The sequence below is a fragment of the Actinosynnema sp. NPDC091369 genome (genome assembly GCF_044757065.1).
Lineage (GTDB): Bacteria > Actinomycetota > Actinomycetes > Mycobacteriales > Pseudonocardiaceae > Actinosynnema.
On sequence record NZ_JBIVUG010000011.1, the window covers coordinates 206,696 to 232,742 of the forward strand.

At 71.9% G+C, this 26,047-nt stretch carries 25 protein-coding genes and 1 pseudogene; 10 read left to right on the top strand and 16 right to left on the bottom strand.

From position 1 onward, the window contains the following. Nucleotides 1–53 precede the first annotated feature (53 nt). Nucleotides 54–518 (top strand): peroxiredoxin, encoded by a 465-nt coding sequence (locus tag ACIQMJ_RS32465; protein WP_499764807.1) that lies wholly within the window; start codon nt 54–56, stop codon nt 516–518. Nucleotides 519–551: 33 nt separating this feature from the next. On the opposite strand, the gene ACIQMJ_RS32470 is transcribed toward ACIQMJ_RS32465, so the two are convergent. The 6 genes from ACIQMJ_RS32470 to shbA all read right to left on the bottom strand — a co-directional run bounded on the left by ACIQMJ_RS32470 (nt 552) and on the right by shbA (nt 7,763). Beyond that, nucleotides 552–1,136, bottom strand: coding sequence for a TetR/AcrR family transcriptional regulator (locus ACIQMJ_RS32470; RefSeq protein WP_499764808.1), 585 nt, complete (start codon nt 1,134–1,136; stop codon nt 552–554). 2 nt (nt 1,137–1,138) lie between these two features. Continuing rightward, entirely contained in the window at nt 1,139–2,089 is a 951-nt protein-coding gene (locus ACIQMJ_RS32475) for an LLM class F420-dependent oxidoreductase (protein ID WP_499764809.1), read from the bottom strand. Between the two features lie 195 nt (nt 2,090–2,284). Then, a complete protein-coding gene (locus ACIQMJ_RS32480) occupies nt 2,285–3,193 on the bottom strand; it encodes a M23 family metallopeptidase (protein ID WP_499764810.1) in 909 nt (302 codons plus the stop codon). Nucleotides 3,194–3,502: 309 nt separating this feature from the next. Beyond that, on the bottom strand, nt 3,503–5,623 hold the full coding sequence (locus tag ACIQMJ_RS32485; protein ID WP_499764811.1) for a transglycosylase domain-containing protein: 2,121 nt from the start codon (nt 5,621–5,623) through the stop codon (nt 3,503–3,505). A gap of 336 nt (nt 5,624–5,959) precedes the next feature. Next, the gene (locus tag ACIQMJ_RS32490) at nt 5,960–7,042 is read right to left on the bottom strand and encodes a PfkB family carbohydrate kinase (protein ID WP_499764812.1); all 1,083 of its coding nucleotides are present in this window, start codon (nt 7,040–7,042) and stop codon (nt 5,960–5,962) included. Nucleotides 7,043–7,064: 22 nt separating this feature from the next. Beyond that, a complete protein-coding gene (gene shbA / locus ACIQMJ_RS32495; RefSeq protein ID WP_499764813.1) occupies nt 7,065–7,763 on the bottom strand; it encodes an RNA polymerase sigma factor ShbA in 699 nt (232 codons plus the stop codon). A gap of 384 nt (nt 7,764–8,147) precedes the next feature. Here shbA and ACIQMJ_RS32500 point away from each other — a divergent pair, with 384 nt between their 5' ends. Genes ACIQMJ_RS32500 through ACIQMJ_RS32510 form a run of 3 tightly spaced genes read left to right on the top strand, consistent with a single transcriptional unit; the run spans nt 8,148 to nt 9,781 of the window. Next, nucleotides 8,148–8,975, top strand: coding sequence for an alpha/beta fold hydrolase (locus ACIQMJ_RS32500; RefSeq protein WP_499764841.1), 828 nt, complete (start codon nt 8,148–8,150; stop codon nt 8,973–8,975). Nucleotides 8,976–9,012: 37 nt separating this feature from the next. Next, nucleotides 9,013–9,198 carry a helix-turn-helix domain-containing protein gene (locus ACIQMJ_RS32505; protein ID WP_499764814.1) on the top strand — a complete coding sequence of 62 codons (186 nt, stop codon included), beginning with the start codon at nt 9,013–9,015 and terminating at the stop codon, nt 9,196–9,198. A gap of 4 nt (nt 9,199–9,202) precedes the next feature. Next, the gene (locus ACIQMJ_RS32510; RefSeq protein ID WP_499764815.1) at nt 9,203–9,781 is read left to right on the top strand and encodes a nucleotidyltransferase family protein; all 579 of its coding nucleotides are present in this window, start codon (nt 9,203–9,205) and stop codon (nt 9,779–9,781) included. 182 nt (nt 9,782–9,963) lie between these two features. On the opposite strand, the gene ACIQMJ_RS32515 is transcribed toward ACIQMJ_RS32510, so the two are convergent. Continuing rightward, nucleotides 9,964–10,590, bottom strand: a complete 627-nt coding sequence (locus ACIQMJ_RS32515) for a DivIVA domain-containing protein (RefSeq protein WP_499764816.1) — start codon at nt 10,588–10,590, stop codon at nt 9,964–9,966. 22 nt (nt 10,591–10,612) lie between these two features. Next, nucleotides 10,613–11,446 (bottom strand): lysozyme, encoded by an 834-nt coding sequence (locus tag ACIQMJ_RS32520; RefSeq protein ID WP_499764817.1) that lies wholly within the window; start codon nt 11,444–11,446, stop codon nt 10,613–10,615. Between the two features lie 297 nt (nt 11,447–11,743). On the opposite strand from ACIQMJ_RS32520, the gene ACIQMJ_RS32525 reads away from it, so the two are divergent. From ACIQMJ_RS32525 to ACIQMJ_RS32535, 3 genes are all read left to right on the top strand, one after another. Continuing rightward, a complete protein-coding gene (locus ACIQMJ_RS32525) occupies nt 11,744–12,130 on the top strand; it encodes a hypothetical protein (RefSeq protein ID WP_499764818.1) in 387 nt (128 codons plus the stop codon). Nucleotides 12,131–12,249: 119 nt separating this feature from the next. Beyond that, the gene (locus ACIQMJ_RS32530; protein ID WP_499764819.1) at nt 12,250–14,382 is read left to right on the top strand and encodes a transglycosylase domain-containing protein; all 2,133 of its coding nucleotides are present in this window, start codon (nt 12,250–12,252) and stop codon (nt 14,380–14,382) included. Between the two features lie 202 nt (nt 14,383–14,584). Then, complete coding sequence (locus tag ACIQMJ_RS32535; RefSeq protein WP_499764820.1) at nt 14,585–14,941, top strand: ribonuclease E inhibitor RraB; 357 nt, start codon at nt 14,585–14,587, stop codon at nt 14,939–14,941. 388 nt (nt 14,942–15,329) lie between these two features. Here ACIQMJ_RS32535 and ACIQMJ_RS32540 read toward each other — a convergent pair whose 3' ends face one another. Then, nucleotides 15,330–16,094, bottom strand: a complete 765-nt coding sequence (locus ACIQMJ_RS32540) for a DeoR/GlpR family DNA-binding transcription regulator (protein WP_499764821.1) — start codon at nt 16,092–16,094, stop codon at nt 15,330–15,332. 104 nt (nt 16,095–16,198) lie between these two features. On the opposite strand from ACIQMJ_RS32540, the gene ACIQMJ_RS32545 reads away from it, so the two are divergent. Further along, a complete protein-coding gene (locus ACIQMJ_RS32545) occupies nt 16,199–16,939 on the top strand; it encodes an SIS domain-containing protein (protein WP_499764822.1) in 741 nt (246 codons plus the stop codon). Between the two features lie 59 nt (nt 16,940–16,998). After that, nucleotides 16,999–18,570: a penicillin-binding transpeptidase domain-containing protein gene (locus ACIQMJ_RS32550; protein ID WP_499764823.1), complete on the top strand. Its 1,572-nt coding sequence runs from the start codon at nt 16,999–17,001 to the stop codon at nt 18,568–18,570. Here the strand turns inward: ACIQMJ_RS32550 and ACIQMJ_RS32555 are convergent. The 4 genes from ACIQMJ_RS32555 to ACIQMJ_RS32570 form a co-directional block, all read right to left on the bottom strand. After that, nucleotides 18,474–20,441, bottom strand: a complete 1,968-nt coding sequence (locus ACIQMJ_RS32555) for an ABC transporter ATP-binding protein (protein WP_499764824.1) — start codon at nt 20,439–20,441, stop codon at nt 18,474–18,476. The two genes, ACIQMJ_RS32550 and ACIQMJ_RS32555, sit on opposite strands and share 97 nt — an antisense overlap. A gap of 320 nt (nt 20,442–20,761) precedes the next feature. Then, nucleotides 20,762–21,577, bottom strand: coding sequence for an enoyl-CoA hydratase/isomerase family protein (locus ACIQMJ_RS32560; protein ID WP_499764825.1), 816 nt, complete (start codon nt 21,575–21,577; stop codon nt 20,762–20,764). Between the two features lie 66 nt (nt 21,578–21,643). After that, nucleotides 21,644–21,853, bottom strand: a complete 210-nt coding sequence (locus ACIQMJ_RS32565) for a helix-turn-helix domain-containing protein (RefSeq protein WP_015103570.1) — start codon at nt 21,851–21,853, stop codon at nt 21,644–21,646. Between the two features lie 178 nt (nt 21,854–22,031). Further along, on the bottom strand, nt 22,032–23,660 hold the full coding sequence (locus ACIQMJ_RS32570; protein WP_499764826.1) for an ABC-F family ATP-binding cassette domain-containing protein: 1,629 nt from the start codon (nt 23,658–23,660) through the stop codon (nt 22,032–22,034). A gap of 141 nt (nt 23,661–23,801) precedes the next feature. Between ACIQMJ_RS32570 and ACIQMJ_RS32575 the strand changes: the two are divergent. Continuing rightward, nucleotides 23,802–24,576, top strand: a pseudogene (locus ACIQMJ_RS32575) (SDR family oxidoreductase). A 72-nt stretch (nt 24,577–24,648) separates the two neighbouring features. Here ACIQMJ_RS32575 and ACIQMJ_RS32580 read toward each other — a convergent pair. From ACIQMJ_RS32580 to ACIQMJ_RS32590, 3 genes are read right to left on the bottom strand one after another with little or no spacing between them, the layout of a single operon-like run. Beyond that, entirely contained in the window at nt 24,649–25,137 is a 489-nt protein-coding gene (locus ACIQMJ_RS32580; RefSeq protein ID WP_499764827.1) for a hypothetical protein, read from the bottom strand. Next, nucleotides 25,130–25,645, bottom strand: coding sequence for a SigE family RNA polymerase sigma factor (locus ACIQMJ_RS32585; RefSeq protein ID WP_499764828.1), 516 nt, complete (start codon nt 25,643–25,645; stop codon nt 25,130–25,132). The genes ACIQMJ_RS32580 and ACIQMJ_RS32585 overlap by 8 nt, the downstream gene beginning before the upstream one ends. A 4-nt stretch (nt 25,646–25,649) precedes the next feature. After that, nucleotides 25,650–26,045, bottom strand: coding sequence for a hypothetical protein (locus tag ACIQMJ_RS32590; RefSeq protein ID WP_499764829.1), 396 nt, complete (start codon nt 26,043–26,045; stop codon nt 25,650–25,652). Between the last annotated feature and the right edge of the window lie 2 nt (nt 26,046–26,047).

Here is a 26,047-nt window from a genome sequence, read left to right on the forward strand (position 1 = left end):
CCCGTCGCGAGCACCCTGCGAGACGTGATCGACACCCTGCGGAGAGGACTGCCATGAAGGCCGGCGACCAGGCACCCGACTTCACCCTGCCCGACCAGGACGGCGCACCGCGCGCCCTGTCCGACCTGCTCGCCGCGGGCCCCGTCGTGCTGTTCTTCTACCCCGCCGCGATGACCGCCGGGTGCACCGCGGAGAGCTGCCACTTCCGCGACCTCGCGGCCGAGTTCGCCGAGGTCGGGGCGCAGCGGGTGGGGATCAGCCCGGACCCCGTGGCGCGGCAGAACGAGTTCGCGACCAAGCACGCCTTCGACTACCCGCTGCTGTCCGACGGCGACGGCGAGGTGGCCGCGGCGTTCGGCGTGAAGCGGCGGTTCGGGCCGCTGCCGGTGAAGCGGCACACGTTCGTCATCGACACCGACCGGACCGTGATCGAAGTCATCAAATCCGAGTTCGCCATGAACGCCCACGCCGACAAGGCGCTGACCGCGCTGCGCGAACGGGCCGGCCGCACGGCCTGACCCGTCCCCCCGACCGGCGGCCCGCCCGACGCGTCACGCGGGCCGCAGCGCGGCCAGGACGAAGTCGGCGATCTCGTTGCCGAGCCGGCCGGGCGACTTGGGCCCCTCCGGCCGGTACCAGGTGGGCAGCTGGTTCACCACGCCCAGCGCGATCAGGACCGCCGTGTCGGCGGGCACCGCGGAGCTGAACTCGCCGTCGCGCTGCGCCTGCTCGACCACCGAGCGGAACGTCTCGTGGTAGCGCCGCCGCTCGGCCCGGAAGCTGGCCATCCGGTCGGCGTCCAGCCGGTGCATCTCGCGCACGAACACCGCGGTCTCGTCCACGCTCTCCGCGGTCGTCTCGACCAGGCTCACCACGATCCGCCGCACCGTCGTGGCCGCGTCCTCCCCGGCCGCCACGATCCGGTCGAGGTCGGCCATCTGCCGCCCGATCAGCGACCGGTAGATCTCGAACAGCAGGTCGTCCTTGGAGCCGAAGTAGTGGTAGAGCGCGCCCTTGGTGACCGAGGCGGCCTCGACGACCTCCTGCACCGTCGTCGCGTCGAACCCCTTCGCGGCGAACAACCGCACGGCCGCGCCCACGATCCGCTCGGGCGTCGCCCCGGTGCGCCGCGCCACCGTCAGGCCCCTGGCGCCAGCGCGCGCACCAGGTCGAGCTGGTCCGCGCCGGTGGGCAGGACGGCCATCACGGGCGTGTCGACGCCGTTCGCGGCGTACTTCGCGACGTGCGCGCGGCACTCGTCGACGCTGCCGTGCACGATCAGCGCGTCCACCACCTCGTCGGGGATGAGCGCGCCGGCGCCGCGCCGGTCCCCCGCCGCCCACGCCTCGTGCATCGGCCGCAGCGCCTCGCCGCGGCCCAGCCAGTCGTGGAACGCCGCGTACGCGGGCACGGTGAGGTACGTGCTGATCAGCATCCGCCCCAGCGCGCGGGCCGCGGCGGCGTCCTCGGTCGGGCACACGAAGATCCGCGCGGCCAGCTCGCCGCCGTCCATCTCGGCGCGGACCTTGGGCACGTCGTCGGCGCCGAGCCAGTTGGTGATGGCGCCGTCCGCCTCGCGCCCGGCCAGCCGCAGCATGCCGGGGCGCAGCGCGGCGAGCATGATCGGCACGCGGTGCTCGGGCGCGCGTTCCAGCTTGAAGCCGCGCACGGTGAACGTCTCGTACTCCTCGGACACCTTCTCGCCCGCCAGCGCGGCCTTGAGGAACCGCAGCGTGTCGCGGGTGCGCTTGAACGGCTCGTGGAACGGCACGCCGTTCCACCGCTCGACGATCACGGGCGAGGACGACCCGATGCCCAGCACGAACCGCCCACCCGACACCTCGGCCAGCGTGGCCGCGGTCATGGCCAGCGTCGCGGGGCCGCGGGTGTAGACGGGGGTGATGGCGGTGCCCAGGCGGACGCGGTCGGACCACTGGGCGGCCAGCGCCAGCGGCGTGAAGGCGTCGGTGCCCGCGGTCTCGGCGGACCACACGTCGGTGTAGCCCAGGTCGGCCAGTTCGGCCACCAGCGCGCGGTGGTCGAGCACCGGCACGCCGGTCAGCGGCAGGGTGATTCCCCAACGAGCCACGATCGCCTCCCTGAAGGTGTCCGCGGCCACCGTACCTCAGGTACCGACCAGTCGGTATGCCCGCTGCGAAAACCCGACCGGCACGTGTGAACCGCTCGCGACCGGGGTAACCGGGGTGTGCGACCCCCTCCGAAATGCCGTTCTGCCCCGCCGGAGTGCGCCCGGCGGGGCAGAACGGGGGAATCGGCGGTCAGGTCAGAGGGAGATGCCCCGCTCGCCCAGCCAGCCGATGGGGTCGATCTTCTGCGAGCCGTTGAGCCACACCTCGAAGTGCAGGTGCGGCCCAGTCGACTGGCCGCGGTTGCCCATGGTGGCGATCTGCTGGCCCGCGTGGACCTGCTGACCCGCCGACACGAGCGTCTCGTTGACGTGGCCGTAGATCGTGATCGTGCCGTCGTTGTGCTGCACCCGGACCCACAGGCCGAAGCCGGACGCCGGGCCCGCCTCGACCACGACGCCGTCCATCGCGGACAGGATCGGGGTGCCGATGGCATTGGCGATGTCGACGCCGTAGTGGGTGGTGCCCCACCGGGCGCCGAAGCCGGAGGTGAACTGGCCCTCGGCGGGCTTGACGGCCTTCGGGCGCCGCGCGGCCTCCTCGGCGGCCTTCTGCTCGGCGATCCGGGCCTGCTCGGCGGCGATGCGCGCGTTCTCGGCGTCGACGCGGGCCTGCTCGGCCGCCGCGGCGTCGGCCTGCCGCTTCAGCTCGGCCTGCCGGGCGGTGTAGCCCTCGGACGCGTGGCGGATCGCCTGGTCCACGTGCTGCCGGACGAGCAGCCCTTCGGAGCGCATCAGCTTCGCGGCCTCGAACGCGGGCTCGACGGCGTGCACCGTGCGGACCTCGGTCGCGCGGGGCGCGGAGCTGTGGACGAGCGCGGCCGCCAGGTCGGAGCCGGCGCCCACGGGGAGGAACGTCGTGTCGCCGGCGTCGAACCCGCCGGCGGCGCCCACGCCGGTGGCGAGGGCGCCGGCCGCGACCACCGCGGCGGCGACGCGGCCGCTGACGGGCTTGCGGTCGCACTCCGCGCGATGGGAGCGGTTGCGGAACGGGGTGCGGGGCGCGATGAACGCGCGTCGCCCGTCGGCCTTCGTGTGCCGTGCCAAGGTAGTGCCTTCCTGCATCGGGGAGCACGGCCCGGCCACAGGGACACCTGGCGGGGGATCCAGGCTGGCGGCGCTTTCGGGGAGCGACGCCGTGTCCCTATGGTGACCGAACCGTGACATGCGGCGGGGACCGTAACCCGATGTAACAACAGGAGGCAAGCCTTAGCACCGGCACTGGTGCTTTTTGGTGAGATAACCCACTGATCGTCACACTACGTGTTCAAGTACTTCTCAGTTCCGCTTGTGACCGTTATAAAAGCCCAGGTCAGGGGCATCTTGAGGCGTGACGTAACCCGTGACGAAGGTCGACTACCGGTAGCGCGGCTCGACCGGCGGCAGGTCGGCTGGCGGCTGGCCCTCGTGGATCACCTTCATGGCGTTGAACCACGTCGGCGCAGCCACCTGACCACCGAAAACGCCGCCGGCGTCGTTCGTGCCGCACAGCCTCGGCGGGGTGCTGTTGCAGATCACCTGGGGTGCCACCCCATCGGTGAACGTCATGACCGCCCCGGCGAACAGCGGAGTGGCCCCCAGGAACGCCACCGACCAGTGGTTCTCGGTGGTGCCGGTCTTGCCGACCATCGGCCGGTTCCACCCCGCGTTCGACGCCGCCTGCGCCGCCGTGCCGCCGGGCTTGGTGTCCGCGCTCATCGAGGTGGCCAGCGCGTTCGCCACCTCGGGCGCGACGGCCTGGTCGCACGGCGCTTCCTTCAGCTGCACGGGCTGGCCGTTGCGGTCCACGATCTTCTCCACCGGCGTCGGCGGGCACCACTTGCCGCCGCTGACGATGGTCGCCGCGACGTTGGCCAGCTCCAGCACGCTGGTCGGGCCCGCGCCGAGGGTGAACGAGCCGCTGTTGTCCCGCTTGTAGACGTCGCCCTGCGACGGGCCGTTGGAGCCGTCGGCCTTGAGCGGGTCGCCCTTCCAGTCGACGCCCTGCATCGACTCGCGCAGCCCGAGCCGGTAGGCCATGTCGACCACGTTGTTCAGCCCGGCCTTCTCCTCCAGGATGATGAACGCGGTGTTCGGCGACTGGGCCATCGCCTCGGTCAGCGTCATCTTCTCCTTGTAGTCGGCCGCGTTGCGGACCGTGTAGGGCTTGCTGCCGTCCTTGTAGACCTTCGAGGTGTAGGTCTTCGGCACGTCGATCTGCTTGTCGATGCCGGTGACGCCGCGCTCCAGCGCCGACGCGGCGGTGAACACCTTGTAGATCGAGCCCGCGCCGAACTTGGTCACCTCGGCGGGGATCGAGTAGGCGCTCTGCCCGGCGTCGGCGTTGTTGCCGAAGTCGCGGTTGGCGGCCAGCGCGCGCACCCGGTGCTTGTCCGAGCCCGGCTGCACCACGGCCATCGCGTTGGCGACGCCCGGCTGGGTCTTGGGCACTTGCTGCATCGCGGCTTCCTTGGCCGCGCGGGTGGCGACCGGGTCCATCGTGGTGGTGATCGTGTACCCGCCGCGCAGCAGCTCCTCGGTCGGCAGGCCCGCCTTCTCCAGGTAGTCGACCAGGTAGCGGCAGAAGAAGCCGTAGACCGGGCCGTCGCCCGCGCCGACGCAGCCGTTGGGCAGCAGCTTCAGGTCGGGCACGACGCCGATGTCGGTGGCCTTGTACTCGGCGGCCTTCTCCTCGGCGACCTTCGGGTCGGGGCCGAACGCGCCGTTGTCGCGCATCCGGTCGATCACGGTGTTGCGGCGCTTGATCGCGGCGTCGACGTCGGAGCCCGGGTTCAGCCTGCTCGGCTCGTTGACCAGGCCGGCCAGCATCGCGGCCTGCGGCACGGTCAGCTTGTCGGGCGTGGTGTCGAAGTAGGTGCGGGCCGCCGCGCCGACGCCGAACGCGCCGTTGCCGAAGGGGACGACGTTGAGGTAGGCGGTGAGGATCTCGTCCTTGCTCATCTTCTGCTCGAGCTGGGTGGCGATCCGCGCCTCGCTGATCTTGCGGCCGAGCGTCACCTCGGTGGCCTTCTCGTAAGCCTCCTCGGAGCCCTTGCCGACCACGAACGCGAGGTAGTTCTTCACGTACTGCTGGGTCAGCGTCGAGGCGCCCTGGGAGGTCTCGCCGTCGACGCCCGCCTTGGCCGCGGCACGGGCGATGCCCTGCCAGTCCACGCCCTTGTGCTCGAAGAACCGCTTGTCCTCGATCGCGATGATCGCGGCCTTCATGGTGTCCGCGATGCCCTCCGACGGCACCGGCACCCGGTACTGGTCGTAGAGGTAGGCGATCGGCTGGCCGTGCATGTCCAGCACCGTCGTCACGAGCGGCAGCTCGGCCTTGGTCAACTCACCGGAGGTCTGGTCCACGGTGTCCGCGGCCCGGTTGGACGCCAGGCCGAGGCCGCCGACCACCGGGAACAGCACCGCCGCGACGAGCACGCCCGCCATCAGGCACAACCCCACCAACTTGACCAGACCTGTCGCGCGCGCGGCGAACACTGAACCAGCAACCCCTTCCGAAACCCGCGGGAACCCCCACTGACTAAGTCGCACGAAGACCGTCGCGGGTTGCTCCCCGGCGAGCAGAAGTTTTCGGCGCGATCTCCGACGACGGTTGTCGAAGTTACTCCTGCCCGATCGAGAGCGTGGTCAAACCCCGTTCGGCCGGACGGCGCAGCCCGCCAGGCACGCCGGGGTGATCAGCCTCACGCCCGGCCGGCGGCGGCGCCGGCCACCTGGACGGTCGACCCGCGACCCATCCATGATCGAACAGGTGTTCGCCGCCGGCAAGATCACGATCGGGTGATCACGGCCGACGCCCGGCGGATCGCGGGGTCAGCGGGAGGCGCGCAACCGGATCGTCGCGCTGGCCCGCCGGACCTCCGCCCCCGTGCGCTCCGGCAGCACGTCCTCCAGGAACGCGTACCCCTTCAGGTCGTCGTCCGGCCGCCGTGACACCGTCCGCCACCACGTAGCGATGTCCACCCACCCCGGCGCCGACAGCGACCCGCCGAAGTGCTGGACCGACAGCGCGGCGCACAGGTTCGCGAACCGCACCCGGTGCGCCAGGGGCCACCCCGACAACGTCCCCAGCACGAAACCCGCGCCGAACACGTCACCCGCGCCGGTCGAGTCCAGCGGCGCGACGTTCAGCCCCGGCACGTCCACCATCTCGCCGGTGGCCGAGTCGACCGCCACCGCGCCACCACCACCACGCGTCACCACCACCACGGGCACGTGCTCGGCCAACGCCACCGCAGCGCGCTCGGGCGTGTCGGACCGGGTGTACCGCTGCGCCTCGGCGTCGTTGGGCAGGAACACGTCGAACTGCTCCAGCCGCCTCAGCAGTTCGGGCGCCCACAGCTCGGTGCGGTCCCACCCGATGTCGGCGAACAGCAGCGCGCCCTCGTCCTTCGCCTGCGCCACCCACCGCTCGTCCTCCGGGCCCACGTGCACGAAGCACGCCCGCGTGCGCGGCGGCGGGTTCAGGATCTCGTCGGCCGACACCGGCGGCCGGTGGCCGTGCGTCACCATCGACCGGTCGCGGTCCATCGCCATGGACACGGTCACCGGGGAGTGCCAGCCGTAGAACCGGCGGCAGTAGCTGAGGTCGACGCCCTCCTGCTCGGCCAGCACCTCCCAGCAGAAGTCGCCGTAGACGTCCTCGCCGAACGCGGCCGACAGCGCGGTCCGCAGTTGCAGCCTGCTCAGCGCCACGGCGAGGTTCGCGATCCCGCCGGGGCACGAGCCGAGGCCCTCGGCCCACACCTCGGTGCCCGGGGCGGGCGGCCGGGGCAGGCCGGTGAAGATGATGTCCAGGAACACGGTCCCCGACAGCAGCACGTCGAACACCGGTGCGGCGGGCTGCGCCGGGTCCGACGGCACGGGCGGTGGCACGAGCGGAGGCGTGGCGGCCATGTCCCCACGATGCCAGGCCGGGTCAGCCGTCGACAGCCGCGAAGAGCTCGCGCATTCGGGCGAGCGCACGGTGCTGCGCGACCCGCACCGCGCCCGCGGTCGAGCCGACGGCCGCCGCCGTCTCCTCCGCCGACAGCCCCACCGCGACCCTGAGCACCAGGATCTCGCGCTGCCGCTCCGGCAGCTTCTGGAGCAGCTGCGTCACGTGGCCGATCATCTCCCCGGTCATGGCCCGCTGCTCGGGCCCGGCCTCCAGGGTCGGCGTGTCGGGCAGTTCGGGCACGACCTCGGACCGGCTGCGCACCGCGCGTCTTCGCGCGTCGGCGACCTTGTGCGCGGCGATGCCGTACACGAACGCCAGGAACGAGCCGGGCTCGTAGTGGTAGGTGCCCAGGGCCGACACCACGGCCAGGCACACCTCCTGGGCGATGTCCTCGGCCGAGACGAGGGTGCGCTCCCTCGACCCGACCCGCGCGCGGCAGTACCGCAGCACCAGCGGTTGGATGCGCGCCAGGAGCTGACCGGTCGCGCGCGGGTCGCCCAGCAGCGCCTCGTCGACCAGTTCGGTCAGCTCGGCCTCGGCCAGCCACTGGGCGGTCACCGGGCGCGGGCCCCCGCCCACGACCAGCCTCACCTCGGGACGACCGGGCACGTCGGCGCCGTCGCGAACCGCGCCGACCCCCACCTCGACGTCAGCTCGCACGGATGCGTGCTGCACCATCCGGCGACCTCCTCACGCTCGTCAATCCTCCGGCCCATCCCGGCTCATTGATGAGGAGCGCGCAGCGGTGCTCCTGATACGGGACAAGCCAAAGCTGACCACGATCCGACGCAGCGTGGTCGCAACGGCACTCGGAGGTGATGGCGGATGAGCCGATCGGCCCAGCGAGGGCCGTCCACTACCTCGCCTCGGTGCACTGATGGCCACCCGAACAGCCCACCCGGGAGCCCGCTTCGGAGTAAGCCGCGGAGAACCGCCCGGGACGGGTCCCCCGAGCCGAGCCGGGCCGCGGCACCTCCCCCGGCGCGGTTCCGGCCCGTGCCGGCGCGCGAGAATGCCCACCGCAACGCCTGGACCGGTCGAGTGAGGGGACTGAAGATCGCCGTGATCGAACAGCTGAGCGTGCGGACCGACGAGGGCGACTTCGACGCGATCGCGGCGGGCCCCGAGGACGGCAGGCCGGTGCTGCTGCTGCACGGCTTCCCCGAGGCCGCCGTCGAGTGGGAGCACCAGGTGGCGGTGCTGGGCCGCGAGGGGTTCCGGGCGGTGGCGTTCGACCAGCGCGGCTACTCGCCGGGCGCGCGACCGGAGCGCGCCGCCGACTACGGCGTCGAGGCGCTGGTCGGTGACGTGCTGGCGGTCGCGGACTCGTTCGGCTGGTCGCGGTTCGACCTGGTCGGCCACGACTGGGGCGGCGCGGTGGCCTGGTGGACCGCGGCCGAGCACCCCGACCGGCTGCGCAAGCTCGTGGTGGTGTCCACGCCGCACCCCGGGGCGTTGGCCGAGGCCCTGCGCACCGACGAGGACCAGCACCTGCGGTCGGGCTACATGACCGAGTGGCGCAACAGCAACACCGAGAAGCGGATGCTGGACGACGGCGGCGCGGCGCTGCGGCAGATGTTCGAGTGGCGGGTACCGCCGAGCCGGGTGGACGAGTACGTGCGGCGGCTGTCCGAGCCGGGCGCGCTGACCGCGGCCCTGAACTGGTACCGCGCCGGGCGTCCGGGCGGCAGGGCCGGGAAGGTGTCCGTGCCGACGCTGTACGTGTGGAGCACCGAGGACGTGGCGTTCGGGTCGACGGCGGCGTTGAGCACCGGCGACTGGGTCACCGGCCCGTACCGGTTCGAGATGCTGGAGGACGTGTCGCACTGGGTGCCGGAGGAGGCGCCGGAGGCATTGACGGCGCTGATCCTGGAGCACCTGTCGTCCTGATTGAACCGCTACCGCGCCGGCGCACGTGTTCTCGCGTATGACGGAGTTGACCTACTCGGAGCGCAGGGTCGCGACCCTCGCCGCGTGTGGCCACAGCAACCGGGCGATCGCGATGCGGCTGCACATCACCGTGAGCACGGTGGAACAGCACCTGACCAGGGTCTACCGCAAGCTGGCGGTGGCGAACCGGGAGGAGTTGAAGGGGCACCGGGCCCTAGTGTGACCCCATGCGGGTCGCGGGGTTGCTGCTGGCCGCGGGCGCCGGGCGGCGCTTCGGCGGGCCCAAGGCGCTGGTGTCGCGCGGTGGCGGGCTGTGGGTCGACCGGGCCGCGGCGGTGCTGCGCGACGGGGGGTGCGCGCCGGTCGTCGTGGTGCTCGGCGCCGCGGCGTCGTCGGTGCGCGCGCGGGCGGTGCTGGAGGGCTGCGTCGTGGTGGAGAACCCCGACTGGGCCACCGGCATGGGCTCGTCGCTGCGCGCGGGCCTGGCCGCGCTGACCGGCGCGGAGGTCGGCGCGGACGTCGGCGCGGTCGTCGTGCTGCCGGTGGACACGCCGGGCGTGACGGTGGCGGCGGTCGAGCGCCTGCGGGCGCTGGCGTCACCGACGGCGCTGGCCCGCGCCTCGTACGACGGCGCGCCCGGCCACCCCGTGCTGATCGGCGCGGAGCACTGGTCGGGCGTGGTCGAGTCGGCGGTGGGCGACGCCGGTGCGCGCGACTACCTGCGCCGGCACAGCACGCTCGACGTGCCGTGCGGCGACGTGGCGGACGGCGACGACGTGGATCATCCGCGAGACCTGCCCACGTGACGCGCGCGCTGTCGGGCGGCATGAGGCTCTTGCCCGGGGTGGCGGTGGTCGCGGCGCCGGCGGGGTGCGCCGCGGCCCTGCCGGGCGTGCGTGACGGGGCACGTCCGGCCGGGCCGGGTGGTGATCGACGTGGACGGCGCCACGCGTGACGGGTCGTGCGCCGAGGTGGCGTACTGCCCCCTTCAAGCCGACGTGGGCCGCTGCTCCTCGGCGTCCGGCTGCACCACCGGCAGCGGTCCGGAGATGATCCGCGGCATCGGCACGGCCGGCGACGGCGGCTCGGTGTCCGGGGTCCAGCGGTCCTGGCCGTCCACCTGGCCGCCCAGCAGCGCGCTCGCCTCCGCCGTCGCCTGCGCCACGATCCGGCGGGCCCGCTGCTCGGCCTCCGCGAGCCGCCGCTGCGTCTCCTGCTCGGTCTCGTCGAGCAGCACGGCCTGCTGCCGCGCCACCTCCTCGGCCCGCTTGAGCATCTGCTCGCTGCGCTCCCGGGCGTCGGTCTCGAACGCGTCCGCCTTCTGCCTGGCCACGTGCATCAGGTAGCGGATGCAGCCGGACACCGCGTTGTCCTTCGAGTAGCCCGCGTGCAGCACCCGGTACTCGGCCAGCTCGCTGCGCGCATCCTCCAGCTCGCGCATCAGGTCGTCGGCGGTGGCCGCGGCGCCGTCCCGGTCCGTGCGCAGCACCTCCAGCTCCTCCCGCAGGCGGGCCAGCTCCCACCGCGTGCGGGCCAGTTCCTCGTCCACCTCGCGCCGGTCGTAGCCGCGCAACCGCACGGGGAAGGGCCTGCCGTGGGACTTGTCGTTGTGCATGGCTGCCGCCGTTCCGGACGACTCAGCCCCGGGCCAGCGCCACGAGGTCGTCCATGGTGCCGTTGAAGAGGTTCTGGTCGATCGGGGTCGACGTGTGCTGCCAGATCGAGTGCGCCGACCAGCGGTGCGGCAGCGGGCCGACGCTCTCGGCGTAGCGGGCCACCCACAGCGGGTTCGTCGCGGTGAAGTCACCGAGTCGGCCCGTGCACATGTCCCACCACGAGGTGGACGTGTAGATCATCGGCCAGCGCCCGGTGCGGGCCTGGTAGGTCTCGGCGAACTGGCGCACCCAGGCCACCATCGCCTCGGGCGTCAGGCCGTAGCACTTGTCGTCGCCGTACGGGTTGTACTCGACGTCCAGCGCGCCGGGCAGCGTGCGGCCGTCCGCGCTCCAGGCGCCGCCGCGGTCCACGAAGTAGTTGGCCTGCGTCGCGCCGTCGGACCGGTCGGGCAGCGCGAAGTGGTAGGCGCCCCGGACCATGCCCACCTGGTACGAGCCGTCGTACTGCTGGTTGTACTTGGGGTTGACGTACCCGGTGCCCTCGGTGGCCTTCACGTAGGCGAACCGCATGCCCTGGTTCCACCAGTGCGGCCAGTCGACGTCGCCCTGGTGGCTGCTCACGTCCATGCCGGGGACGGTCGGGCCGGTCAGCACCAGCTCGGAGGCGGCGACCGGGTGCGCGCCCTCGTGCTTGGCGATCTGCGAGCCGGCCGCGTGGTCGGCCTGCGCCTCGGGAGCCGGCCCGGCCGGCGCCATCTGGGTCGCGGTCGCCGGCACGTGCGGGGCGGCGAGGCAGGCGAGCACCACCGCCGACGCCGCCGCGCGGGACAACCACCTGTGGGATCGCGCCGGCATTGGACTTCCTCCCCTTCCCCGCCTGGGCGGAGCCGTGCTGGGCTCGACGACCCGCGGCGGCTCGCACCGACTCGCAGCCGTGACTTCTGCCGAACGGCTACCACCGCTCGTGCCCGGACAACCTGAAGAAGCCGTTTCCACCTGAACGAATGACAAAAGCCGTCTTTCGCGGCACCCCACGTGACCAGCCGGTGCGCGTGGGTGACGATCATTTCCTCGGGCCCTAAGAAATGCCGGCATGAAGCGACACTTACGGGGCACTCACCCGATGAGCACGACGCACGGAAGGTGAGAACCATGACCATGACCTCGCCCCCAGTGGACTGGGAGCCGTTCATCGAGTCACTGCACGAGGCAGCCGGCCTCTGGGACCGCGGGCTGGCGTGCCGGGCCAGCCGGCAGGACGTCGACGAGGAGGTCGACGCCGACCCGCCGCGGGTCGTGCCGATCACCGAGGCCGAGGCGGAGCGGCTGATGAGGGCCGTGGCGTTCCTCGCGCGGCGGTTGAGCGTGGCCGCCGAGTGCGTCGTCTACGTGACCGCCGAGTCGCGGCTGGAGGCCGCCGCGGAGGGCGATCCGGCGGCGCAGGCCGACGCGCTGTCGTTGACCGCGCTGCACGCCGCCGCGATGCGGCACGCGGCGGATCTCGCGAGCGCCGCCTTCAACCGCTCCGACGCTGCGTAGAATTGTCCACGAACGGGTGAACAATGCCGGGGTAAACATCGGGGCGCCATTGTCCGTACCTTGCAGTGAACCCCGGTGATCGGTGTTTCCGCCGCCCGTCCGAGCGCAACTCCTGAGTCATGCGCACCGCCGCCCTCGCGAAACTGATCGGCCTCTGCATGGTGGCCGGGTTGCTGCTCGCCGGGATGGTCGTCCCCGTCGTCGGCGCGGCCGGCCTCGTGTCCAACCGGATGAGCGACCAGGTCGCCGCCACCACCGTCAGCATGCTGGAGACGCCGCCGCCGCTGATGACGACGATCACCGACAAGGACGGCGTCCCGTTCGCCTACGTCTACGACCAGTACCGCGTGCTCACGCCGCCGGACAAGGTCGCGCAGGTCATGAAGGACGCGCTGGTGTCCACCGAGGACCGGCGGTTCTACGAGCACAAGGGCGTCGACTGGCTGGCCACGCTGCGGGCCGCGCTGCGCAACCAGTCGGAGGGCGGCACCACGCAGGGCGCGTCCACGATCACGCAGCAGTACGTGAAGAACCACCTGGTGCACGTGCTGGAGCGGGAGGACGTCGGCGGGCAGAAGGAGGCGCAGGAGCAGACGATCGCCCGCAAGCTGCGCGAGGCGCGCATCGCGATGCACGTGGAGACGCAGCTCAGCAAGGACGAGATCCTGTCGCGGTACCTGGACGTGGTGCCGTTCGGCGGCACGATCTACGGCATCGCGGCGGCGTCCCAGGCGTACTTCAACACCACGCCGGACAAGTTGACCGTGCCGCAGGCCGCGATGCTCGCCGGGATGGTCAACAGCCCGACGTTCCTGGACCCGGAGGCCCGGCCGGACAAGGCGATCGAGCGGCGGAACATGGTCATCGACCTGATGACCGAGAACGCCAAGCTGTCCCGCGAGCAGGCCGAGGTGCACAAGCGCGCGCCGCTGGGGCTGGCCACGCCCGTCCGTCCACTGTCGACCGGCTGCGTCGGGTCCGGTGTGGAGTTCGGGTTCTACTGCTCGTTCGTGATCAACCACCTGACCCGCAACGGCTACTCGCTGAACGAGCTGAAGATCGGCGGCTACACCATACAGACCACTTTGGACCGCACGCTCACGCAGCACGCCAAGCAGGCGGCCGAGGCGCAGGTGCCGAAGACGACGCCGGGCATCGCGAACACGGCGGCGGTCGTGCGGCCGGGCAAGGAGCGGCACGAGGTCGTGGCGCTGGTGGCCAACCGGGACTACGGGCTCAAGAAGGAGGAGTTCCAGACCCAGTTCGACCTGCCGAGCGCGGTGGAGAACAAGTTCGGCGCGGGGTCGGTCTACAAGGTGTTCACGGCCGCGGCGGCGTTGGAGAAGGGCGGGCTGGGGATCGAGAGCGTGATCGAGTCGCCCGGGTCGTACTCGTCGCGGGTGTTCCGCGGTGGCGCGCCGGGGTGCCCGGGCACCGGCGAGCCGTTCACCTACTGGTACTGCCTGCGCAACCACGACGGCAGCTACCCGCCGCGGATGACGTTGAAGCAGGCGTTGGCGACCTCGCCGAACACCGCGTTCGTCATCCTGGAGGAGCGGGTGGGCTTGGACGCCGTGGTCGACATGGCGCACCGGCTGGGGATGCGGGAGACGATGACGACCAACATCGCGGGCGTGCCGCCGGACCCGAAGTCCAAGCAGAAGGAACTGCGGGTGACGCAGTCGGAGTTCTACAAGGGGTCGGGCAACGCGTCGTTCACCCTGGGGCCCGCCCCGACCAGCACGCTGGAGCTGGCGAACGTCGCCGCGACGCTGATGTCGGGCGGCGTGTGGTGCCCGCCGTCGCCGATCGTGAAGGTCACCGACCGGCACGGCAAGGACGTGGGCTACCGCGACGCGCCGTGCGAGCAGGTCGTCGAGGAGCCGCTGGCGAACGCCCTGGCGGTGGGGATGAGCGAGGACGACCAGGAACGGGGAACGGCCGCGGCGGCTGCCAAGCAGTTCGGCTGGACCCGGCCGGCGCTGGGGAAGACGGGGACGACGGAGGAGTACAAGTCCGCCGCGTTCATCGGCGCGACCGCGGACTACGCCGGTGCCGTGCAGGTGTTCAACGACAGCACGTCACCCAGCGGGATCTGCGTCAACGCCGGCCCACCCCGCTTGTGCGGTGAAGGTGACATCTACGGCGGTACCCTGCCCGCGCGCACCTGGTTCGACTTCATGATGAAGGCCCACGCCAACCTCCCGGAGAAGCCACTACCCCCAGTCGATCCCCGCTACCTCGGCCGCTGACCTGCGGTGATGCAGTGAACTCCTGACACTATCGGGTGATCATGACCCGAAGATGTACGGAAACACTGTTACCGTCCCTCGGTTGAAACAGGACCGAGCGCCGAAACCACCCCACCTGCCTCCCCGACTGCCGGAAGTCCAGCGCTTCTGAGGGCTCATCGTGGTGATGATGAACTCCTGAGGCTTTGGCTAGGCTCTGCTCGTGGGTGCAGAGCGAGGGGCCGACCACTTGTCCCGAGAGCGGGCACGGGCCGAACAAGCTGGTCGGGACCTGTCGATGCCGGTCTCCGTGACGCATTTCTTCTCGTCTCCGGGACGTCATCCAGAGGCCGTCGTGCGCGCCCTGAACGACCTGGGGATCACCGATGTCGTCGTGGACGAGGAGGTGACCGGCGACGGGTACTGGCATGTCGCGGCGTTCACCACGTGCCCGTTGACGGCGACCGAGGCCGGCGGTGTCGAGCGTCGGACGGAACGGATCGCCGAGGACGCGGGTGCTGAGTACGACGGTTGGAGGGTCACTCTGACTGCCGGCGAGGAACAGCGCCTTCGCCGCTGACGTGCTCGTTGCTGGTCTGCCGCTGCGGTGACGACCGTTCCCTGTCGTCGTGGGCGGCATCTTGAGCCTCCTCGCCGGCGAGGGTCCGGCGGGCTGCCTCGGCGTAGCGGACGGCCGTGGCGTGGGAGAGTCCGAAGACCGCTGCGAGGTGGAGCGGGCCTGGGCCGTGTCGCAGGGCTTCCTCGAGCTGGTCACTCCGTCGACGGTGATCCGGCGTTGCCGGCCAGCGACGCCGGATCACGCACCGCGTCCGCAGAACCGCTCAACGGAACCAGCGCAACTAACACAGCAGCCACGCGACCCCAGCCGCCCCGCGCAAGCCAGGCGCCCCCCGGCCGACCCTCGGCAGCCGTAGCGGCCCACCGCCGGCGACCGCGCGCCCCCGGTGTCAGACCAGCCGGACCTCCACCCCCGCCTCGCGGATCCGGCTCAACTCCTCCTCCGGCGCGTCGGAATCGGTGACCAGCACGTCGATCTCGTCCACCGGGCACACCCGGCCGAACGCCGTCCGCCCGAACTTCGAGCTGTCGATCGCCGCGATCACCCGCGCCGACGCCTCCACGGCCGCCTTCTTCACCGCCCCCTCGGCCAGGTCGTGCGCGGACACCCCGTTGCGCGCGCTCAACCCGCAGCTGCCGAGCACCATCGTGTCGAACCGCATCACGCGGAACGCGTGCTCGGTCAGCGGCCCCACGAACGCCAGCTCACCGGGCCGGATGTCGCCGCCCGGCAGCACCATCCGCACCTGCTCGGCCCCCCGCAGCGCGTCCGCCGAGTGCAACGACAACGGCAGCACGGTCAGCCGCCGATCGGTCAGCCGCCGCGCCACCTCGACCGTGGTGCTGCCGCCGTCGAGCACGACCGTCTCACCGTCGTCGAGCAGCGAAGCGACAGCGGCCCCGATCCGCCGCTTCGCCTCCAGCCGCTGCCGCGCCCGCGCCGCGTAAGGCGTCTCCTCCCCCGTCAACATGCTCACCGCCGCACCGCGCACGCGCCGCAGCAGCCCTTCGCGCTCCAACGCGTCCAGGTCGCGCCGCACCGTCATCTCCGAAGCACCCACCAGCTCCGCCAGGCTGCCGACGGACACCCGCTCGCCACCCCGCAGGCGGTGGAGGATCTTCTCGTGACGCCACGACACATCCATGGCGTTCATCTGAACACCGATCATGTTCACTCGTCAACACTCTGGCGGGTGATGGGACGATCCGGTAGGACTTGGGCACCTGCACCGTATGGTATAGACCACCGGAGGACCGCATGACGACCGAGCCCGTGACCGACACCGACTACGGCGACGTCGTGCGCAACCACCTGACCAGGGTGGAGCAGCAGAACGCGGCCGCGCTGGACGACGTGGCCGAGCTGGTGCTCGCGAGCGTCCGCGCGGACGGCATGGTGCTCACCGCGGGCGCGGGCCATTCCCTGGCCGCGGTCGCCGAGACGTTCTACCGCGCCGGCGGCCTGGCCTGCGTCCGCCCCATCTATCACCCTGAACTGCTGCCCATGCACGGCGCGGTCAGCAGCACGTCCGCCGAACGCCGCTCCGGCCTCGCCGCCGAAGTCCTGAACGAAGCGGGCCTGGCCGCGCACGACGTGCTGTTCGTCTTCTCCACCTCGGGCGTGAACCCCTACCCGGTCGAACTGGCCATGCTCGCTGCGGACGCCGGCTGCCCCGTGGTCGCGGTGACGTCGGTCGCGGCGAGCGCGCTCGCACCGCGCCGAGCGGGCACGACCCTCGCCGAGAACGCCACCGTCGTGCTGGACAACCTGGTCCCGCCCGGTGACGCGACCTACCCGCTCGCCGAGCCGGTCACCGCCGCCGTGTCCACGATCGCGACCGCGTTCCTGTGGAACCTGCTCATGGTGCGCCTGTTCGACAAGGCCGCCGAAGCCGGCGTGGCGCTGCCGCTGTGGCGCAGCGCGAACGTCGAGGGCGGCGACGCGGCGAACGCCGACCTGCTGCGCAAGTACCAGACGCGGGTGCCCCAGCTGGGCTGAGCAACGTTCACGAATCCTCCACACGTCCGCGTTAATGTCGGGCGACGAGGGGGTTTTTCGTGAACAAGAGAGCGAAGCGCCGAGTGCTGGCCGCAGGGGGAATCACGGCGACGGCGGTGATCGTCGCGGGCGCGGTGGTGCTGTGGTCGGGCGGCGGGTCGGAAGCCGAGAAGAAACCCGAACGGGTGGCTCCCGGCGTCGTCGCCCAGCAGTTCTTCACCGCGGTGATGTCCGGCCAGGCGGGACAGGCGGCCGCGGTCACCGACGCGTCGGGCGTGGCGGGCGCGGTGCTCGCCCGGACCCGGCAGGGCATGCCCGGCGCGTCGTTCCACGCGCAGCTCGGCCGGTTGCCACAGGTCACCGAGGGTGTCACGACCGCCGGGGTCGACGCCGACGTCACGTGGACGTTGCCGGGCGGCGTGCCGCTCAAGTACGCCACCAAGGTCGAGCTGAGGCTCGTGGACGACCAGTGGCGCGTGCACTGGTCACCCGCTCTGCTGCACCCGCAGCTCGGCGAGGGCCAGAGCCTGGCCTACACCACGACGTCCGCCGAAGGTGCGCTGTTCGACCGCACGGGCCGACCCGTGCCGCCCGACTTCGCCCCCGTGGTGATGGGTTCGGTGCGACAGGCCGTCGGTTCGTTGAACGGCACGCCCGGCTGGCAGGTCGCGATCGTCGACCAGGCCGGCGCGCCGGTCACCGTGCTGCAGGAGCAGAAGGCGCAGGCCGTGCAGTCGATGACGGTCACGCTGGACCCGAAGACGCAGGCCGCCGCCCAGGCCGCGGTCGACCAGGTGGCCGGGGAGGCGGCGATGCTGGTCGCGATCCAGCCGTCGACCGGCGAGATCCTGGCGGTGGCGCAGAACGCGACCGCGGGCCACGACCCGCTCGCGCTCTACGGCCGCTACGAGCCGGGGTCCACGTTCAAGATCGTCACCGCGACCGCCGCGCTGACCGGCGGCCTGGCCACGGCCGACACGCCGGTGCCGTGCCCCGGCAAGGCGACCATCGGCACCCGGCAGATCACCAACGACGACTCGTTCGAGCTGGGCACCGTGCCGCTGCACCGGGCGTTCGCGGCGTCGTGCAACACGAGCTTCAGCCAGTTGGCGGCGACCATGTCCCCGACGGCGCTGCCGGAGGCCGCCGCCTACTTCGGGCTGGCGTCGGACTTCACCGTCGCGGGCATCACCACGAACACCGGCAAGATCCCGCCCGCCGACTCCGTGCCCGCGCGGGTCGAGGCGGGCATCGGGCAGGGGCAGATGCAGGCGACGCCGTTCGGCATGGCGCTGGTCGCGGCCACGGTCGCGAACGGCCGCACGCCGGTGCCGCGGCTGATCCGCGAGCTGCCGACCGAGGGCGCGCCGCCGGCGCCGCTGCCCGGCGGGGTCGCGGGGGCGTTGCGGTCGATGATGGGCGAGGTCGTCACCGGCGGCACGGCGCGGGAGCTGGCCCGGTACGGCGCGGTGCGCGGCAAGACCGGCACCGCCCAGTTCGGTGACGGCACGCGGTCGCACGGCTGGTTCGTCGGCTACCGGGGCGACCTGGCGTTCTCCGTGCTGGTGGTGAACGGCGGCTCGTCCAAGGTCGCGGTGGCGGCCACCGGCACGTTCCTCGGCGCGCTGTAGTCGGGGTCCGCCTCGGCGGGCGCGTCGTCGAACTGCGTGCGGTACAGCTCGGCGTAGCGCCCGTCGGCGGCCAGCAGTTCGGTGTGCGTGCCGCGTTCGACGACGCGCCCGTCCTCCACGACCAGGATCTGGTCGGCGGCGCGGATCGTGGACAGCCGGTGCGCGATCACCAGCGCGGTCCGGCCGCGCAGCGCCTCGGTCAGCGCGACCTGCACCGCCGCCTCCGACTCGGAGTCCAGGTGCGCGGTCGCCTCGTCCAGGATGACCACGCGCGGCCGGGCCAGCAGCAGGCGGGCGATGGTGAGCCGCTGGCGCTCGCCGCCGGAGAGCCGGTAGCCGCGCTCCCCCACCACCGTGTCGAGGCCGTCGGGCAATGACGCGACGAGGTGGTCCAGGCGGGCGCGGCGCAGCGCGTCCCACAGCTCGTCGTCGGTCGCGTCGGGTCGGGGGTAGCTCAGGTTCGCGCGGATCGTGTCGTGGAACAGGTGACCGTCCTGGGTGACGACGCCGACGGTGTGGCGCAGCGAGTCGAACGCCAGCTCGCGGACGTCCACACCGGACAGCCGCACCGCGCCGGAGTCGACGTCGTAGAGCCGCGGCACGAGCGTGGCGATGGTCGACTTGCCCGCGCCGGACGACCCGACGAGCGCCACGAGCTGACCGGGTTCGGCGCGGAACCTGATGCCGTGCAACACCTCCTCGCCGCCGCGCGTGTCCAATGTGGCCACTGATTCCAGTGAGGCCAGTGAGACCTTGTCGGCCGCGGGGTAGGCGAACCGGACGTCGTCGAACTCGACCGACACCGGCCCGTCGGGGACGCGGCGCGCGGCGTCCGGTTCGGCGATCATCGGCTTCAGGTCGAGCACTTCGAACACGCGTTCGAACGAGACGAGGGCGGTCATCACGTCGACCCGCGCGTTGGCCAGGGCGGTGAGCGGCGAGTAGAGGCGGGTCAGCAGGAGGGCGAGCGAGACGACGGTGCCCGCGGCGAGGTGGCCGGTCAGCGCGAGGTAGCCACCCAGACCGTAGACCAGGGCTTGCGCCAGGGCGGAGACCAGGGTCAGGCCGGTCATGAACCAGCGGGTGGCCATCGCCGTGCGGACGCCGATGTCGCGGACGCGCGCGGCCCGTTCGCCGAACTCGGCGGTCTCCGCGTCGGGTCGGCCGAACAGCTTCACCAGCGTCGCGCCGGGCGCGGAGAACCGCTCGGTCATCTGGGTGGTCATGCCCGCGTTCAGCGTGGACGCCTCGCGCTGCAAATCCGCCATCCGACTGCCCATGCGCCGCGCCGGGATGACGAACGCGGGCAGCAGCACGAGCGCCAACGCCGTCACCTGCCACGAAAGGGTGAACATCACGCCGAGCGAGAGCCCCAACTGGATGACGTTCGTGACGACCCCGGACAGCGTCGACGTGAACGCCCGCTGCGCGCCGATCACGTCGTTGTTCAACCGGCTGACCAGTGCACCCGTCCGCGTCCGGGTGAAGAACGCGATCGGCATGCGCTGCACGTGCCCGTACACCGCCACCCGCAGGTCGTGGATCAGCCCCTCCCCGATCCGCGCCGACTGCCACCGCTCGACCAACCCGAGCCCGGCGTCCACCACCGCGATCCCCGCGATCACGACGGCCAGCCACACGACGACGGACACGTCCCGCCCGCCGACGATCGCATCCACCACCCGCCCCGCGAGCACCGGCGTGCTGACCGCGAGCACCGCGGACACCACGGTGAGCAGCAGGAACACGACCAGCTTCGCCCGGTGCGGGCCGGCGAACCCCAGCACGCGGCGGAACGTGCCCCGCCGCACCGCCGCAGGTGCGCCCGACGCCCGCATCGCGCTGCGCATCAATCCCCAGGAACCGTCCACGACAGACGGTAACGCCGGCGGCTCCCCCGACGTTCCCGATCGCGCACGTTCCCCACACGCTCCCGCGGGATTCCACGCCACCGGAGCCGCCACCACCCGGGGCGGGTGGGCCAGGAGGGCGGGCGGGCCAGTCGGGACGCGCGTGCCGGGCGGGGTTCGTGGGCCGGCCGGAGTTCGGGGTTGGCGGGCTAACTGGTGCGGGTGGGGGCGGCTGGGCAGGTGGGGTGGTTTCGGCGCTCGGTCCTGTTCAACCGAGGGGCGGTAACAGTGTTTCCGTACATTGTCGGGCCATAATCACCCGATCGTGTTCGGCACCGAGATCAGGACTGGCCGTTGACCAGGGCGTTCAGCTCTGCCAGGCGGCGGAGTTGGGCTTCGCGTTCGGCACGCAGCTGCGCCTCCTCCGAAGCGCCGTCCGCCGCCGAAGCGAGCAGCGCCAGCGTTTCCCGCACCGCGCCCGGCAACGGCTGGAGCACCTGGGCGACCAGGGCGTCGACCGCCGAGTCCAGCTCGTCCGCGGGCACGACGGAGTTCGCCAGGCCGATCCGCAGCGCCTCCTCCGCGCCGACCCGCCGCCCCGTCACGCAGATCTCGGCCGCGCGCGAGTACCCGACCAGGCGCACCAGGGGCAACGTGCCGCCCAGGTCGGGCACCAGGCCGAGCGAGGTCTCGGCCATGCAGAACTTGACGTCGTCGGCGGCCACGCGGAAGTCGCACGCGAGGGCGAGTTGGAAGCCCGCGCCGATCGCGTGCCCGCGCACTGCGGCGATCGTCACCCGAGCCGGGTCGCGCAGCCAGCGGAAGCCCTCTTGGAACTCCGCGATCAGCGCGGCGCCTGCTTCGGGTCCCCGTCGCGTGATCTCCGGCAGACCCGGTTCGCCCTCCACCGGGGCGCCCGTGAACATGCGCCGGTCGAGCCCTGCGGAGAAGGCGCGACCGGAACCCCGGACGACCACGACGCGGACGTCCGGGCCCAGCTGCTCACCGATCGTCCGCAACGCCACCCAGGTCGACGGCGTCTGTGCGTTGAGCACGTCGGGACGGTCGAGCGTGACAGTCGCGCGCGCCCCGTCGACGACGAGCCGCACGCCTCCGCGTTCCAGCAGGTCGGCGTCGATGGTGGTCGGTGCCGACATGCGTGAACCTCCGGGTTTCGTCAGGCGTCGTCTCTCCTCGACGCCCTGTGGTTACCGGAGGGTAGCTTACTTCTTCTTCGTGCGGGTGGCGCCACCGCGACCGCGCAGCTGCACACCGGACTCGCTGAGCACCCGGTGCACGAAGCCGTAGGAGCGTCCGGTGGACTCGGCCAACGCCCGGATGCTCGCGCCCTTTTCGTACTTCTTCTTCAGGTCAGCGGCCAGCTTGTCCCGCGTGGCGCCGGTGATCCGGGCGCCCTTCTTCAGGTCAGCCACCTTGTCCCGCCTTCCGTAGACAGCAGGTCGGGCCTTCGAAAGCCCCTGTCGTCGCAATGATCGAACACGGAGACCAAGAACGCCAGGTGATCAAGCGAAATGATCTGCGAGCGGTCGTTTGATCACGCAGAGTCGATCAGTGCTCACGTTCGGGTGAGAAGGGCCGGAAACCGTTGCCTCAGGCCAACTGCACGAGTTCCAGGTACTCCTGCGACCAGTGATCTTCCGTCCCGTCGGGCAGCAGGATCACCCGCTCGGGCTCAAGCGCTTCCACCGCACCGGGGTCGTGCGTGACCAGGACGACGGCGCCCTCGTAGCGGCGCAGCGCGTCGAGCACCTGCTCGCGGCTGGCCGGGTCGAGGTTGTTGGTCGGCTCGTCGAGCAGCAGCACGTTCGCCGCGCTGGACACCAGGCCGGCCAGCGCCAACCGGGTCTTCTCACCGCCGGACAGGGTGCCGGCGGGCTGGTCGAGCTGCTCGCCGCTGAACAGGAACGTGCCCAGCAGGGACCGCAGCTGCTGCTCGGGCACGTCGGGCGCGGCGTGGCGGGTGTTCTCCCACACGGTGGCCTCGTGGTCGAGCGTCTCGTGCTCCTGGGCGAAGTACCCGAGCTTGAGGCCGTGACCTGCGATGACCTCGCCGCTGTCCGGGCGCTCCATCGAGCCGATGAGCCGCAGCAACGTGGTCTTGCCGGCGCCGTTCAGCCCGAGGATGACCACGCGCGACCCGCGGTCGATGGCCAGGTCGACGCCGGTGAAGACCTCCAGCGAGCCGTACGACTTGCTCAGGCCCTCCGCGGTCAGCGGGGTCTTGCCGCACGGCGCGGGCTGCGGGAAGCGGATCTTGGCGACCTTGTCCGCCTGGCGGGTCTCCTCCAGGCCGGACAGCAGCTTCTCGGCGCGGCGGGCCATGTTCTGCGCGGCGACCGCCTTGGTGGCCTTCGCGCGCATCTTGTCCGCCTGCGCCATGAGCGCGCCGGCCTTCTTCTCCGCGTTGGCGCGCTCGCGGCGGCGGCGCTTCTCATCGGCGGCCCGCGCTTCGAGGTACTTCTTCCAGCCCATGTTGTAGATGTCGACCTCGCCGCGCGTCGCGTCGAGGAACCACACCTTGTTGACGACGTCGTCGAGCAGCTCGACGTCGTGGCTGATCACGACCAGGCCGCCCTCGTGGGACTTGAGGAACCCGCGCAGCCACGCGATCGAGTCGGCGTCGAGGTGGTTCGTCGGCTCGTCGATCAGCAGGATCGTGCTGGACTTCGCGCCGACGCCGCCCTCGGAGGCGGCGAACAGGATGCGGGCCAGCTCGACGCGGCGGCGCTGACCACCGGACAGGGTGCGCAGCGGCTGGGCGAGCACGCGGTCGGCCAAGCCGAGGTTGGCGCAGATGCGGGCGGCTTCGCTCTCGGCCGCGTACCCGCCGAGGGCGGCGAACCGCTCTTCGAGGCGGCCGTACTTGCGCACGGCGGCCTGGAGCTCGGCGTCGTCGACCAGCTCGGCCATCGTGGACTGCATCTTCTCCATGTCGCGGAGCAGCTGGTCCAGACCTCGCGCGGACAGCACGCGGTCCTTGGCGATCACGGACAGGTCGCCCTCGCGCGGGTCCTGGGGCAGGTAGCCGAGCTCGCCGGTGCGGCGGACGTCGCCCGCGTACGGCTGGCCCTCGCCCGCGAGGACGCGCAGGGACGTGGTCTTGCCGGCGCCGTTGCGGCCGACGAGGCCGATGCGGTCGCCGGGCTGGACGCGGAGGGTGGCGTCGGACAGCAGGATGCGCGAACCCGCGCGCAACTCGAGATCGGTTGCGGTGATCAACTTTTACTCCGGTGTGTGGTCATGCGAGGTCAACGGCGCGGCTGGCGCGGGACCTACTCGATGAGGATGACCACGTGCCCAGTCTACGGGGTGCGCGCCACGGGATTAGCACTGTGTGTCCACCGGCATACATTGCGCGGTATGACTTCGGACTTCACGGGCAGGGCGGCCCTGGTCACGGGCGCCAGTCGGGGCATCGGGCACGGCATCGCGCTGGAGCTGCTGACGCGCGGCGCGTCGGTGACCATCACGTCGCGCAAGGCGGAGGCGGTGACGGCGGCGGCCGAGGAGCTGGCGGCCACGGCGGGCGTCGCGCCCGAGCGCGTGCTGGGCGGTGCCGGGGAACGCGGGAGACGCCGAGGACCGGGCGCGGGCGGTCGAGGCGACCGTGGAGCGGTTCGGGCGGCTGGACGTGCTGGTGAACAACACCGGCATCAACCCGGTGTTCGGGGCGCTGGTGGACGCGGACCTGGACGCCGTGCGGAAGATCTTCGACGTCAACGTGGTGGCGGCGCTCGGGTTCGTGCAGCTGGCGTGGAAGGCGTGGATGGGGGAGCACGGCGGGGCGGTGGTGAACATCGCGTCGGTGGGCGGGCTGCGGTCGACGGGCGTGATCGGCGCGTACGGGGCGAGCAAGGCGGCGCTGATCCGGTTGACGGAGGAGCTGGCGTGGCAGCTCGGGCCGAAGGTGCGGGTGAACGCGGTCGCGCCGGCCGTGGTGAAGACGCGGTTCGCCGAGGCGCTCTACACGGGGCGTGAGGAGGAGGCGTCGGCCGTGTACCCGATGAAGCGGCTCGGGATGCCGGAGGACGTCGCGCGGCTGGTCGCGTTCCTGGCGTCGGACGACGCGGAGTGGATCACCGGTGAGACCGTGCGCGTGGACGGCGGGCTGCTGGCCACGGGCACGTTGGGCTAGACCCCGGGACGCTGGGACACCACTGACGGCGGGGCTCGTGGCCACGGGCTCCGCCGTGGGTGTCTGCGCTGGTCAGCGGCTCGTGGTGGCGACCTGGGGGCGGTAGGTGGTCTGCGGCGGTTCGGTGACCGTCGTGGTGGTTTGCCGCGGTGGTCCGGTCTCGGTGCTCTGGGGGCTCGTGGTGGTCCTGGCGGTGTGGCCGGGACTGGTCGTGGTTTCCGGGCCGGTCGTGGTTCCCAGGCTGGTGGAGGCCGGTGGGTCCGAGGGTGACGAGGACCGGGGGCTGGTGGTCGGGCTCGGCTGGACCGATCTGCTGGTGCTGATGTCCGGGCCGGGCGGGCCGGCCGGGCTGTTGTCGCCCTGCTCCGGCGGCTGGTGGAGGGCGAAGGCGATGACCACGGCGGCCACGGCGGTGCCGGTGCCGGTCGCGGCGACGGCGTAGGCGCGGCGGCGGCGCTTGACGGCGACGCCGCGGTAGACGATGTCCACCGCCCCGAACGTGCTCGGCCGCGGCTGGGTGTTCAGTTGTTCGAACGTCTTCTTCAGCTCGTCCTCAAGCACCGCGCGACACCTCCTGCCACAACGCGCCGAACTCCGGTCCCAGCCTCTGCCTCAACGCCTTGAGGCCGCGGTTGGTGTTGCTCTTCACGGTGCCCGTCGAGCACCCGAGCGCCGCGGCCGTCTCCTCCACCCCCAGGTCGTGCCAGTACCGCAGCACGAGCGTCGCACGCTGCTTGGCGGGCACCGCGCGCAACGCCTGCCACACCACCAGCCGGTCCTCGCTCAGCACCCCCGGCTGCGGCACGTCCGGCAGCACGTCGGTGAGCTTCTCCCGTTTCCACCGCACCCGGCGGCGCTCCGCCAGGAACGTGCGCACCACGATCTGCCGGAGGTAGGTCTGCACCCCCTCGCGCTGCGCCAGCTTCGGCCCCGTCAGGTAGAGCTTGAGGAACGCGGACTGCACGACGTCTTCGGCCTCGTGGTGGTTGCCGCACAACAAGAACGCGGTGAAGCGCATCGAGTCGGCACACCGGTCGAAGTAGTGGGTGAACTCCGCGTCCCAGCTCACGCCGTCAGCGCCTCGTGGTGGCCGTCGTGGAGGTCGGCAGCGGCGGTGAGGTCTCCACCGGGAACGACGCGCCCGGTGACGTGGTCACCGTGGGCATCGGCGTCGTGGCGGCGGGCGGCTGGGGCGACGTCGGTCGGGGCGTCGGCTCGGGCCGCACGGTGGTGGGCTCCGGCCCGGGGCTGGTGGTGACCGGCGGCTCGGTGACCGTCGACCGCGGCGAGGTCTCGATCGACGTGGGCGACGGCGCGGGCGGCGACGTGGTGAACGAGGTGGCGGGCGGCTTGGTCGTGGTCGACGCGGGCGCCTCGTCCCCGCCGCCGGACGCCAGCGCGGTCCCGGCCACGGCGATGCCGCCCAGCACGACGGCCCCGGCCGCCAGCACGAGTCGTTTGCGCAGCAAGA

What these genes read in the sequence shown, in the direction of transcription:
- ACIQMJ_RS32510 (WP_499764815.1), top strand. Translation starts at nt 9,203, where the DNA reads ATGCGGGTCGCGGGGTTGCTGCTGGCCGCGGGCGCCGGGCGGCGCTTC.
- ACIQMJ_RS32465 (WP_499764807.1), top strand. Translation starts at nt 54, where the DNA reads ATGAAGGCCGGCGACCAGGCACCCGACTTCACCCTGCCCGACCAGGAC.
- ACIQMJ_RS32560 (WP_499764825.1), bottom strand. Translation starts at nt 21,577, where the DNA reads ATGTCGGCACCGACCACCATCGACGCCGACCTGCTGGAACGCGGAGGC.
- ACIQMJ_RS32505 (WP_499764814.1), top strand. Translation starts at nt 9,013, where the DNA reads ATGACGGAGTTGACCTACTCGGAGCGCAGGGTCGCGACCCTCGCCGCG.
- ACIQMJ_RS32490 (WP_499764812.1), bottom strand. Translation starts at nt 7,042, where the DNA reads ATGGCCGCCACGCCTCCGCTCGTGCCACCGCCCGTGCCGTCGGACCCG.
- ACIQMJ_RS32540 (WP_499764821.1), bottom strand. Translation starts at nt 16,094, where the DNA reads ATGAACGCCATGGATGTGTCGTGGCGTCACGAGAAGATCCTCCACCGC.
- shbA (WP_499764813.1), bottom strand. Translation starts at nt 7,763, where the DNA reads ATGGTGCAGCACGCATCCGTGCGAGCTGACGTCGAGGTGGGGGTCGGC.
- ACIQMJ_RS32530 (WP_499764819.1), top strand. Translation starts at nt 12,250, where the DNA reads ATGCGCACCGCCGCCCTCGCGAAACTGATCGGCCTCTGCATGGTGGCC.
- ACIQMJ_RS32545 (WP_499764822.1), top strand. Translation starts at nt 16,199, where the DNA reads ATGACGACCGAGCCCGTGACCGACACCGACTACGGCGACGTCGTGCGC.
- ACIQMJ_RS32515 (WP_499764816.1), bottom strand. Translation starts at nt 10,590, where the DNA reads ATGCACAACGACAAGTCCCACGGCAGGCCCTTCCCCGTGCGGTTGCGC.
- ACIQMJ_RS32520 (WP_499764817.1), bottom strand. Translation starts at nt 11,446, where the DNA reads ATGCCGGCGCGATCCCACAGGTGGTTGTCCCGCGCGGCGGCGTCGGCG.
- ACIQMJ_RS32525 (WP_499764818.1), top strand. Translation starts at nt 11,744, where the DNA reads ATGACCATGACCTCGCCCCCAGTGGACTGGGAGCCGTTCATCGAGTCA.